Here is a 12,100-nt window from a genome sequence, read left to right on the forward strand (position 1 = left end):
CGCCACCCGGCAAAACAACATCTTACTGCTGTGCGCCTTCAACCGCTTCGCGCGCCAGCTTAGTGATGCGATCCCAGTCGCCTGCTTCCAGCGCATCCGCCGGAACCAGCCAGGAGCCACCGATGCACAGCACGCTTTTCAGCGCCAGGTAGTCACGGTAGTTCGCCGGAGAGATGCCGCCGGTCGGGCAGAAACGCACGTTGGCGAACGGACCTGCAATAGCCTGCAGCGCTTTGGTGCCGCCGTTGGCTTCTGCCGGGAAGAATTTGAACTCTTTCAGACCGTAGTCCAGACCCAGCATCAGTTCAGACACGGTGCTGATACCCGGGATCAGAGGAATGGAGCCTTCGGTGGCCGCTTTCAGCAGAGGCTCGGTCAGGCCAGGGCTGATAGCAAACTGCGCACCGGCTTCGGTGACTTCAGCCAGCTGCTGTGGGTTCAGCACGGTGCCCGCGCCGATGATGGCTTCCGGCACTTCTTTGGCGATGGCGCGAATGGCATCCATTGCACAGGCGGTACGCAGGGTCACTTCCAGGACGCGAACGCCACCGGCAACCAGCGCTTTCGCCATCGGCACTGCGTGTTCCAGCTTATTAACCACGATCACCGGCACTACCGGGCCAGTTTTCAGGATTGCTTCTGCACTTGTTTTCCAGTTTTTCATCAGAGTTTTTCTCTCGCCAGATCGATAATTCTTGTCGTCTTAAAACGTAATACAGGTCGCGCCCTGCTCTGCGCCCGAGAGGTTCTCGCGCAGCGCACTGAACATTTCGCGCCCCGTGCCCACGCGCGATGCGCTCAGGTCAGGAATATGTGGCTTACGTGCGGCAAGTACCGCCTCATCCACCAGTAAGGTCAACTCGCCGGTCTGACCGTTAACGCGGATGATGTCGCCATCGTACACTTTTGCCAGCAAGCCACCGTCGTAAGCTTCCGGGGTGACATGGATGGCAGAAGGCACTTTACCTGATGCGCCGGAGAGGCGTCCATCGGTTACTAACGCAATTTTGAAACAGCGGTCCAATAATACACCAAGTGGCGGCATTAGTTTATGTAATTCTGGCATGCCGTTCGCTTTTGGTCCCTGATGACGGACCACCACCACGCAGTCTTTGTCCAGCAGGCCAGCTTCGAAGGCGGGCAGCACATCATGCTGGCTCTCAAACACCACCGCCGGAGCTTCGATAATCTGGTTTTCCACCGGCACCGCAGAGGTCTTCATCACTGCCCGACCCAGATTGCCGTTCAGCACTTTAGTGCCGCCGTGGTGGGAGAATGGCTTGTCAAAAGTGGCGATCACGCTGTCATCCAGCGAGGCCTGAGCCCCTTCACGCCAGTCCAGCTCGCCGTCGTTCAGCCACGGCTCCAGGGTGTAACGCTGCAGACCGAAACCGGCCACCGTATTGACGTCCTCGTGCAGCAGGCCGCCCTTCATCAGCTCACGCATCAGCACCGGCACACCGCCCGCCGCCTGGAAGTGGTTAATGTCAGCCGGGCCGTTTGGATACAGACGGGTCATCAGCGGCACCACTTCAGACAGATCGGAGAAATCGTCCCAGTTGATGAGAATGCCCGCCGCACGCGCCATCGCCACCATGTGCATGGTGTGGTTGGTGGAACCGCCGGTCGCCAGCAGGGCCACGATACCGTTTACCACCACCTTCTCGTCGACCATTTTCCCGAGCGGCATCCACTCGTTGCCGTTACCGGTCAGACGGGTCACCTGACGCGCCGCGGCGGCGGTCAGAGCCTCACGCAGGGGTGCATCCGGGTGAACAAACGACGAGCCCGGCAGCTGCATCCCCATAAATTCCACTACCATCTGGTTAGTGTTGGCGGTGCCGTAGAAGGTACAGGTACCCGGCGCGTGGTAGGAGGCGGCTTCGGACTCCAGCAGCGCCATGCGATCCACTTTGCCTTCAGCATACAGCTGGCGAATGCGTACTTTCTCTTTATTGGCCAGGCCGCTGGCCATCGGGCCTGATGGCACGAACAGCGCAGGAAGATGACCAAACGACAGCGCCGCCATCGCCAGGCCCGGGACAATCTTATCGCACACGCCAAGGTACAGCGCGCCGTCAAACATATTGTGTGACAGGCCTACCGCCGCAGACATGGCGATCACTTCCCGGCTCAGCAGCGAGAGTTCCATCCCGTCCTGACCCTGAGTGACGCCGTCGCACATCGCAGGCACCCCACCCGCCACCTGCCCTACGGCATTGGCCTGATGCAGCGCTTTACGAATGATATCCGGGTAGGTCTCATACGGCTGGTGCGCCGAGAGCATATCGTTATAGGAGGTGATGATACCGATATTGTTACGCAGCATGCTTTTCAGCGAGGCTTTATCTTCTGGCTGGCAGGCGGCAAAGCCGTGCGCCAGGTTACCGCAGGCCAGCTGCGAACGATGGACCGTATCGGTCTTCGCCTGCTGTATGCGAGCGAGGTAGGCTGAGCGGGTCTTTTTCGAGCGCTCAACAATGCGCTGTGTTACCCGTAACAAAGTCGAATTCATAGAAGCTCCTGTCATTTATCTGTCCGCGCTCTGGAATTAACAAAGTGTTTAGCAGGCTATAACATCGCTGAAACGCTTGATTACCGGAGCTCTGGGGCAAAATCGCTTCAGCCAGTGTAATAAAAAAAGCTCCGGGTGGAAATCCACCCGGAGCTTAAATGATTAAATATTGCGCACTGGCCTGAGCCAGATCATGTTACCGGTAAAATAACCCCTAAGGATTAACGGCCAGGTTACTCAAACTCATTCCAGGAACGGCCATCACGGGTGATCATTGCCACAGAGGCAACCGGTCCCCAGGTACCCGCCTGATACGGTTTCGGTGCATCCTGATCCGCAGCCCAGGCTTCAGTGATGGAGTCGACCCACTTCCACGCCTCTTCCACTTCGTCACGGCGTACAAACAGCGCCTGGATGCCACGCATGGTTTCCAGCAGCAGACGTTCGTAGGCATCAGCCAGATGGTTCTGGTTGAAGGTTTCGGAGTAGCTCAGATCCAGCTTGGTGGTCTGCAGGTTGTGTTTGTGATCCAGGCCAGGCACCTTGTTCAGGACCTGAATATCCACGCCCTCGTCCGGCTGCAGACGAATGGTCAGTTTATTCTGCGGCAGCTCCTGCCAGGACTCTTTGAACAGGTTCAGTTCCGGGTTCTTGAAGTAGACCACCACTTCAGAGCATTTGGCCGGCAGACGCTTACCGGTACGCAGGTAGAATGGCACGCCCGCCCAGCGCCAGTTATCGATATCCACGCGGATGGCGACGAAGGTTTCGGTGCTGCTGGTTTTATTCGCGCCCTCTTCTTCCAGATAGCCCGGCACTTTTTTACCCTGGGCAAAACCGGCGGTGTACTGGCCGCGAACCGTTTTTTCACGCACGTTGGAGCGATCGATGCGGCGAAGGGACTTCAGCACTTTGACCTTCTCATCGCGAATGCTGTCTGCGGAGAGATCTGACGGCGGTGCCATGGCGATCATGCAGAGGATTTGCAGCAGGTGGTTCTGGATCATGTCGCGCATCTGACCGGCCTGGTCAAAGTAACCCCAGCGACCTTCAATCCCCACCTCTTCCGCCACGGTGATCTCCACGTGATCGATGGTGCGGTTATCCCAGTTGTTCACAAACAGGGAGTTGGCGAAACGCAGCGCCAGCAGGTTCAGCACCGTCTCTTTACCGAGGTAGTGGTCAATACGGTAAACCTGGCACTCTTCGAAGTATTCCCCGACCTGATCGTTGATTTCACGGGAAGTCGCCAGCGAGGTACCCAGCGGTTTTTCCATTACCACACGTGCAGGCTTGGCGTTCAGTTTGGCTTCGCCGAGCCCTTTGCAGATGGCGCCAAAGGTGCTTGGCGGCATGGCGAAATAGTTGATGGTGACGCGATTTTTCTGATCGAGCATCGCGCCCAGATCGGCAAAGGCCGAGGTGTCGTTCACGTCGAGGTTGCAGAAATCGAGACGTCCGCTCAGCGTATCCCACAAACTTTCATCGATTTTCTCCTTCATGAAAGTTTCCAGCGCTTCACGCACCACTTTGGTATACGCGTCTTTATCCCAGTCGGCACGGCCCACGCCCAGGATACGCGTCTCCGGATGGATTTGACCCGCTTTTTCCAGTTGATACAGGGAAGGCAGCAATTTACGGCGTGCAAGATCGCCTTTCGCGCCGAAAATGACCAGGTCACATGCCTGGGCTGTTTGCGTTACCGCCATGTCATTCTCCTCAGTTGGATACCCTGGTGCTTTTGCCAGAATATCGTTGTAATTTTATTACATGCACTCTACTGCTTTTATGTCATTCCCGAAACCATTTGCACTTATCCTCGCGTGCGATACGGCGATATTTCGCCAGGCAATAGCCCCGCGCAGGGTTATAAAGGTCAAACGGGTGAAACTTTGTTCTGCCAGGCCGTTGCTAAAATCCGACAGCGATCAAGTAATGAAAAAAAACAACAACATTTTTGTCGGGGTTTGCCCTTTTCGGCACATCACAGGGGTATATTCTTGCTAATTCGAATCGCAATTTCACCCCTTAATGAAATCGCTTCCACCGATGAGCGCCGTGTTAATAATGAACATGCTGGAAAAAATCCAGTTTCAACTGGAACACCTTAGCAAATCCGAGCGAAAAGTGGCTGAAGTAATTCTCGCCGCTCCGGCTCAGGCCATTCATTCCAGCATCGCCACTCTGGCCCAGGAGTCGGGGGTCAGTGAACCCACCGTCAACCGCTTCTGCCGCAGCATGGAAACGCGTGGTTATCCCGATTTTAAACTGCATCTGGCGCAAAGTCTGGCTAACGGCACGCCCTATGTAAACCGCAATGTCGATGAAGACGACAGCGTGGAGGCCTATACCGGCAAAATCTTTGAATCGGCGATGGCCACTCTGGACCAGGTCCGCCAGTCGCTGGATATGGGATCGGTTAACCGGGCCGTCGACCTGCTGACTCAGGCCAAGAAGATCGCCTTCTTTGGTCTCGGGTCGTCAGCTGCCGTCGCTCACGATGCAATGAATAAATTTTTTCGCTTTAATGTCCCGGTTATCTATTCTGACGACATCGTGCTGCAACGCATGAGCTGTATGAATTGTAACGAAGATGACGTGGTGGTGCTGATATCGCATACTGGCCGCACCAAGAGTCTGGTTGAGCTGGCCCAGCTGGCGCGTGAAAACGATGCCATGGTGATTGCCCTCACCACTACCGGTACGCCACTGGCGCGTGAAGCGACACTGGCAATTACTCTCGACGTGCCGGAAGACACCGATATCTACATGCCGATGGTGTCGCGTCTGGCGCAGCTGACCGTCATCGACGTGCTGGCCACTGGTTTTACCCTGCGCCGCGGGGCGAAATTCAGAGATAACTTGAAGCGTGTCAAAGAAGCGCTCAAGGAATCGCGTTTTGATAAAGAGTTGTTCATCAAGGGTGAAGTTCCCTGATCGTCACTTATAAAGTTGTTACTTTTTTCGGCATTCGGTAAGTTGCCAGTGGGTATTACGGCGGACAACGTGCCGAATCATCGTTCACGCAACACCAGGTTGTTTCAGACAACGGAGTATTACATGTCCAGAAGGCTTCGCAGAACCAAGATCGTTACCACCTTAGGCCCGGCTACTGACCGCGATAATAACCTCGAGAAAATCATCGCAGCAGGCGCCAACGTGGTACGTATGAACTTTTCTCACGGGACACCGGAAGATCATAAATTACGTGCAGATAAGGTCCGTGAGATCGCGGCAAAACTGGGACGTCATGTAGCTATCCTCGGTGACCTTCAGGGTCCCAAAATCCGCGTATCGACCTTCAAAGAAGGCAAAGTTTTCCTCAATATCGGTGACAAGTTCCTGCTCGACGCCAACCTGAGCAAAGGCGAAGGCGATAAAGAGAAAGTGGGGATCGACTATAAAGGCCTGCCTGCTGACGTGGTGCCGGGCGATATCCTGCTGCTTGACGACGGTCGCGTTCAGCTGAAAGTGCTGGACGTTCAGGGCATGAAGGTGTTTACCGAAGTGACCGTTGGCGGCCCGCTCTCCAACAATAAAGGCATTAACAAGCTGGGCGGCGGTCTCTCAGCCGAAGCCCTGACCGAAAAAGACAAAGCCGATATCCTCACCGCGGCCGAGATTGGCGTGGATTACCTGGCCGTCTCCTTCCCGCGCTGCGGCGAAGATCTGAACTACGCTCGTCGTCTGGCGCGTGATGCAGGTTGCGATGCCAAAATCGTCGCCAAAGTGGAACGTGCTGAAGCGGTCTGCAGCCAGGATGCAATGGATGACATCATCCTCGCCTCTGACGTGGTGATGGTGGCCCGTGGTGACCTGGGCGTTGAGATTGGCGACCCGGAACTGGTGGGGATTCAGAAGGCGCTGATCCGCCGTGCCCGTCAGCTTAACCGCTCCGTGATCACTGCAACCCAGATGATGGAGTCGATGATCACTAACCCAATGCCGACCCGTGCGGAAGTGATGGACGTGGCCAACGCCGTACTCGACGGTACCGATGCGGTAATGCTGTCAGCCGAAACCGCTGCCGGCCAGTATCCGGCGGAAACCGTGGCCGCGATGGCGCGCGTCTGCCTGGGTGCAGAGAAGATCCCAAGCATCAACGTCTCCAAGCACCGTCTGGACATTCAGTTCGACAACGTCGAAGAAGCCATTGCGATGTCGGCAATGTATGCCGCTAACCACCTGAAGGGCGTGACCGCGATCATCACCATGACCGAATCCGGCCGCACCGCGCTGATGACCTCGCGTATCAGCTCCGGTCTGCCGATCTTCGCTATGTCCCGTCATGAGCGCACCCTGAACCTGACCGCGCTGTATCGCGGCGTGACGCCGGTGTTCTTTGACAGCAACAGCGACGGCGTGGCCGCGGCGAACGACGCCGTGAACCTGCTGCGCGACAAAGGCTATCTGGTCTCCGGGGATATCGTTATCGTGACCCAGGGCGATGTGATGAGCACCATCGGCTCAACCAACACCACCCGCGTGATGACCGTCGAATAAGTCGACTGTTTTGCCACCCGGCCTACAGATTCGTAGGCCCGTGCAAACGAAGCGCCGCCGGGCAAAAAAAATCCCCCGAAACCGGGGGATTTTTTATTTCTTCGGATACAGCTCTTTGCGCTTGTACGGCTCTTTCTCGCCCGGCTTGCGGGTCTTCAGCAGTTTCAGGATCCAGGTGTACTGCTCCGCATGCGGCCCCACCAGAATCTCCACCTCCTGGTTCATCCGGCGCGCAATGGTGTTGTCGTCGGCGGTAAGCAGATCGTCCATCGGCGGGCGCACCTCAATCGTCAGACGATGCGTTTTGCCATCGTAAATCGGGAATAACGGGATCACCCGCGCCTGGCATACCTTCATCAACCGGCCAATGGCGGGCAGCGTCGCCTTATAGGTGGCGAAGAAATCGACAAACTCGCTGTGTTCCGGCCCGTGATCCTGATCCGGGAGATAGTAGCCCCAGTAGCCCTGGCGTACGGACTTGATAAAGGGTTTGATGCCGTCGTTACGCGCATGCAGGCGACCGCCGAAGCGGCGACGCACCGTGTTCCAGACATAATCGAAGACCTTGTTCCCCTGGTTGTGGAACATGGCCGCCATTTTCTGCCCCTGCGACGCCATCAGCATCGCCGGAATATCCACGCCCCAGCCGTGTGGCACCAGGAAGATCACCTTTTCGTCATTGCGACGCATCTCCTCGATGATCTCCAGCCCTTTCCAGTCAACGCGACTGGCGACCTTTTCCGGCCCGCGAATCGCCAGCTCACCCATCATCGCCATCGCCTGCGGCGCGGTGGTGAACATCTCATCGATGATGGCTTCACGCTCCGCCTCGCTCTTCTCCGGGAAGCAGTAGAAGAGATTTATCTGCGCGCGACGGCGGGCGCTTTTACCCAGCTTGCCCGCCAGACGGCCCACTTTACCGAGCAGCGGGTCGCGCACGGACGCGGGAAGCATCGCAATACCCGCAAAGGCATATACACCCAGCCAGGCGCCCCAGAAGCGCGGATGACGAAAGGATTTCTCAAATTCAGGAATGTATTCACTGTTGTTTTTTTGGGTTTCCATGCTTTTTCCAGGGCGGGTGACACTTACAAGAGTAATGCGTTAGTTTAGCGAGGCCATGCGTAAGGCACAAAAGAAAAAGCCGGTGCAGTAACGCCCCGGCTTTTATCGCTGCAGTATTAATCAATACTGAGCTGCGGAATAACCTCTTTGACCTGCGCCAGATAGTCGCTGCGGTCTTTGCCGGTCAGCCCCTCGGTACGCGGCAGCTTCGCCGTTAATGGGTTGACCGCCTGCTGGTTGATCCAGACTTCATAGTGCAGATGCGGGCCGGTAGAACGACCGGTGTTGCCCGACAGCGCAATGCGATCGCCACGTTTTACCTTCTGGCCCGGCTTCACCAGCATCTTACGCAGGTGCATATAGCGGGTGGTGTAGGTCCGCCCGTGACGCACGGCCACGTAATAGCCTGCAGCACCGCTGCGTTTTGCCATGACCACTTCGCCATCACCCACCGCCAGAACCGGTGTCCCCTGCGGCATGGCGAAATCCACACCACGGTGCGGGGCCACGCGGCCGGTGACCGGGTTCAGACGGCGCGGGTTAAAGTTCGACGAGACGCGGAACTGCTTCGAGGTCGGGAAGCGTAAGAAACCTTTCGCCAGTCCGGTACCGTTGCGATCGTAGAATTTGCCGTCTTCGGCACGGATCGCATAGTAATCTTTACCGTCAGAGCGTAGACGAACCCCAAGCAGCTGGCTCTGCTCACGCTTGCCGTCCAGCATTTCGCGGGACATCAGCACCGACCAGGCGTCGCCTTTTTTCAGCTTACGGAAGTCCATCTGCCACTGCATGGCTTTGATCACCGAACTGATTTCACCGCTGGTCAGCCCTGCATCACGCGCGCTGGCAACAAAGCTACCGCCGCCTAAGGTGCCTTTAAGGGCGCTGTTAACCCAGTCCCCCTGCTGCATTTCACTGCTCATCTTGAAACCGTTATCAGCACGATCGTAGGTGCGGGTTTCACGACGGGAGACTTCCCAGGTCAGGCGCTGTAAATCGCCGCTGTCGGTCAGGGTCCATGAGAGCTGCTGACCAATTTTCAGATTACGCAGATCTTTATCCGCGGCAGCAAGCCGGCTGATTTCACTCATATCGATACCGTACTGGTTAAGCACGCTGCTTAAGGTATCGCCAGTTGAAACCACATATTCATGGACGCCGCTTTCAGGGGCGATTTTGTCATCCAGTTCATCCTGCGGAATAGCTTCTTCTTCCTGCGGGGCCTGGTCGATAGGTTCACTGGCTTCGGGTAACAGTGAGCGGATTTCGTTTCTTTCCAGTTCGATGGTCTTGATAACTGGCGTGGAATTCGGGTGATAAACATAGGGCCGCCAGACGGCGACCGCTAAGGTGAGAACAGTAAGCGACCCCAGCATGACGCGGTGGGGCCGGGGCAGATTATTAAATGCCAGGGCGACAGAGCGGGCTATCTGTTGCACGTATTCACTTCCTCGTTAATCTCCTTTCAGGCAGCTCGCATACTGGTTCGCCAGTTGGCTGAGAAACTGCGAATAACTCGCTTTGCTCAACTGGATAGAGGTTCCCAGTGGGTCAAGGGTGCCCATACGCACGGACGTACCCCTTGCCACGGCTTCAACGACCGCTGGCCTGAACTGTGGCTCAGCAAAAACGCAGGACGCTTTCTGCTCAACCAACTGTGTTCTGATTTCATGTAAACGCTGCGCACCGGGTTGAATCTCTGGATTGACGGTGAAATGGCCAAGCGGCGTGAGACCGTAGTGTTTTTCGTAGTAGCCATAGGCATCATGAAAAACGAAATATCCTTTACCTTTCAGTGGTGCGAGCTCGGTACCCACCTGCTTGTCGGTTGCGGCAAGTTGTGCCTCAAAATCCTTCAGGTTGGCGTCAAGTTTGGCTCGACTTTGCGGCATAAGTTCCACTAATTTTTCGTGGATTGCAACCGCCGAAAGGCGCGCTATCTCAGGGGAAAGCCAGAGGTGCATATTGTAGTCACCGTGATGGTGATGCTCGTCACCTTTTTCGCCTTCAGCCGCCCCGTGATCGTGGTCATGATCGTCATCATCAGACCCTTTCATGAGAAGCGGTTTCACACCAGGAAGATTAGCGATGCTAACCTGTTTGGCTGCCGGCAACTGATGGGCGGATTTCTGCATGAAAGCTTCCATCTCCGGACCAATCCAGACCACTAAGTCTGCGTTTTGTAAGCGTTTTACATCTGAAGGACGCAGGGAATAGTCATGTTCTGAGGCGCCATCTGGCAGTAATACCTGGGTTTCTGTCACTCCGTCGGCGATAGCGGATGCGATAAAACCGAGCGGCTTTAGCGAAGCGACAACGGCGGCGTTAACATCTTGTGCTGTTGAACCCCAAAGGGCAGCGGATAATGCTGCGAAAAGAAGCGTATTTTTCTGTAACATAATGCGACTATTCATCGTAATGAGTTGGTGGAATGTGATATTATAACATTCGATGACTTCTGCAAGCATAAAATTGATATGACGAATCTGGTATCTCTCGAAAACATTTCGGTTTCATTCGGTCAGCGCCGCGTCCTCTCTGACGTTTCGCTGGACTTGAAGCCCGGCAAAATTCTGACCCTACTCGGTCCAAACGGCGCGGGTAAATCAACGCTGGTGCGCGTGGTGCTGGGCCTGGTAGCACCCGACAGCGGCCTTATCAAGCGTGACCGGCAGCTGCGCATCGGCTATGTGCCGCAGAAGCTGCATCTGGACGCCACTCTCCCGTTAACGGTCAGCCGTTTCCTGCGTCTGCGTCCCGACACGCGCAAAGAGGACATTCTTCCGGCGCTCAAGCGCGTGCAGGCCGGACATCTGATCGAAGCGCCTCTGCAAAAGCTCTCCGGCGGCGAGACCCAGCGCGTGCTGCTGGCCCGCGCCCTGCTGAACAGGCCGCAGCTGCTGGTGCTCGATGAGCCGACCCAGGGTGTGGACGTCAACGGTCAGGTGGCGCTGTATGACCTGATCGATCAGCTGCGTAAAGAGCTGGACTGCGCCGTGCTGATGGTGTCGCACGACCTGCATCTGGTGATGGCGAAAACGGACGAAGTGCTCTGTCTTAACCATCACATCTGCTGCTCTGGTACGCCGGAAGTGGTCTCCATGCATCCGGAATTTATCTCGATGTTTGGCCCTCGCGGCGCCGAACAGCTGGGCATTTATCGCCATCAGCATAACCATCGCCATGATTTGCAGGGCCGCATTGTCCTGCGCCGGGGAAACGGTAACTCATGATTGAACTCTTATTGCCCGGCTGGCTGGCCGGGATGATGCTCGCCTGCGCGGCGGGTCCACTGGGCTCGTTTGTCGTCTGGCGTCGGATGTCCTACTTTGGCGATACCCTCGCCCACGCCTCCCTTCTGGGGGTAGCATTTGGCTTACTGCTGGATGTCAATCCATTCTATGCGGTGATTGCGGTGACGCTGATGCTGGCCGCCGGTCTGGTGTGGCTGGAGAAGCGCCCGCACCTGGCAGTGGATACCCTGCTCGGGATCATGGCGCACAGCGCCCTGTCCCTGGGTCTGGTAGTGGTCAGCCTGATGTCCAACATTCGCGTGGATCTAATGGCCTATCTGTTTGGCGACCTGCTGGCGGTGACGCCTGACGATCTAATCGCCATCGCCATCGGGGTGGTGATCGTGCTGGCTATCCTGCTGTGGCAGTGGCGAAACCTGCTGGCGATGACCATCAGCCCGGATTTAGCCTTTGTGGATGGCGTGAAGCTGCAGCGCGTCAAGCTGCTGCTGATGCTGGTGACCGCGCTGACCATTGGCGTGGCGATGAAGTTTGTCGGGGCGTTAATTATTACGTCGCTGCTGATTATTCCTGCCGCCACCGCGCGCCGTTTTGCCCGCACGCCGGAGCAGATGGCCGGCGTGGCCGTAGGCGTGGGAATGATTGCCGTAACCGGAGGATTAACCTTCTCGGCATTTTACGACACGCCAGCCGGACCGTCGGTGGTGCTGTGCGCGGCAGCGCTGTTTATCCTCAGCATGATGAAGAAGCCTGCCAGCTGATG

At 56.5% G+C, this 12,100-nt stretch carries 10 protein-coding genes; 4 read left to right on the forward strand and 6 right to left on the reverse strand.

The window, feature by feature from the left end; translation table 11 throughout:
- Positions 1–22: 22 nt before the first annotated feature.
- From M8318_RS16505 to zwf, 3 genes are all read right to left on the reverse strand, one after another.
- Positions 23–664, reverse strand: coding sequence for a bifunctional 4-hydroxy-2-oxoglutarate aldolase/2-dehydro-3-deoxy-phosphogluconate aldolase (locus M8318_RS16505; RefSeq protein WP_106993318.1), 642 nt, complete (start codon positions 662–664; stop codon positions 23–25).
- Positions 665–703: 39 nt separating this feature from the next.
- A complete protein-coding gene (edd, locus tag M8318_RS16510; protein ID WP_262663563.1) occupies positions 704–2,515 on the reverse strand; it encodes a phosphogluconate dehydratase in 1,812 nt (603 codons plus the stop codon).
- A gap of 233 nt (positions 2,516–2,748) precedes the next feature.
- A complete protein-coding gene (gene zwf, locus M8318_RS16515) occupies positions 2,749–4,224 on the reverse strand; it encodes a glucose-6-phosphate dehydrogenase (protein ID WP_142489966.1) in 1,476 nt (491 codons plus the stop codon).
- A gap of 322 nt (positions 4,225–4,546) precedes the next feature.
- Between zwf and M8318_RS16520 the strand changes: the two genes are divergently transcribed.
- Both M8318_RS16520 and pyk read left to right on the forward strand, forming a co-directional pair.
- Complete coding sequence (locus tag M8318_RS16520; protein ID WP_262663565.1) at positions 4,547–5,452, forward strand: MurR/RpiR family transcriptional regulator; 906 nt, start codon at positions 4,547–4,549, stop codon at positions 5,450–5,452.
- Between the two features lie 123 nt (positions 5,453–5,575).
- A complete protein-coding gene (gene pyk / locus M8318_RS16525) occupies positions 5,576–7,018 on the forward strand; it encodes a pyruvate kinase (protein ID WP_262663566.1) in 1,443 nt (480 codons plus the stop codon).
- Positions 7,019–7,111: 93 nt separating this feature from the next.
- Here the strand turns inward: pyk and lpxM are convergent, their stop codons facing one another.
- The 3 genes from lpxM to znuA form a co-directional block, all read right to left on the reverse strand.
- On the reverse strand, positions 7,112–8,083 hold the full coding sequence (gene lpxM / locus M8318_RS16530) for a lauroyl-Kdo(2)-lipid IV(A) myristoyltransferase (protein WP_166182785.1): 972 nt from the start codon (positions 8,081–8,083) through the stop codon (positions 7,112–7,114).
- 116 nt (positions 8,084–8,199) lie between these two features.
- Positions 8,200–9,522: a murein DD-endopeptidase MepM gene (gene mepM, locus M8318_RS16535; protein WP_262663568.1), complete on the reverse strand. Its 1,323-nt coding sequence runs from the start codon at positions 9,520–9,522 to the stop codon at positions 8,200–8,202.
- A 15-nt stretch (positions 9,523–9,537) separates the two neighbouring features.
- On the reverse strand, positions 9,538–10,482 hold the full coding sequence (znuA, locus tag M8318_RS16540; RefSeq protein ID WP_262663797.1) for a zinc ABC transporter substrate-binding protein ZnuA: 945 nt from the start codon (positions 10,480–10,482) through the stop codon (positions 9,538–9,540).
- Between the two features lie 78 nt (positions 10,483–10,560).
- Here znuA and znuC point away from each other — a divergent pair, with 78 nt between their 5' ends.
- Together znuC and znuB are read left to right on the forward strand one after the other, a co-directional pair.
- A complete protein-coding gene (gene znuC / locus M8318_RS16545) occupies positions 10,561–11,316 on the forward strand; it encodes a zinc ABC transporter ATP-binding protein ZnuC (protein WP_262663570.1) in 756 nt (251 codons plus the stop codon).
- Positions 11,313–12,098 (forward strand): zinc ABC transporter permease subunit ZnuB, encoded by a 786-nt coding sequence (gene znuB, locus M8318_RS16550; protein WP_262663571.1) that lies wholly within the window; start codon positions 11,313–11,315, stop codon positions 12,096–12,098. The genes znuC and znuB overlap by 4 nt, the downstream gene beginning before the upstream one ends.
- Positions 12,099–12,100 lie beyond the last annotated feature (2 nt).

The sequence above is a fragment of the Leclercia tamurae genome (assembly GCF_025566055.1).
In the GTDB taxonomy this organism is placed as follows: Bacteria; Pseudomonadota; Gammaproteobacteria; order Enterobacterales; family Enterobacteriaceae; genus Enterobacter; species Enterobacter tamurae.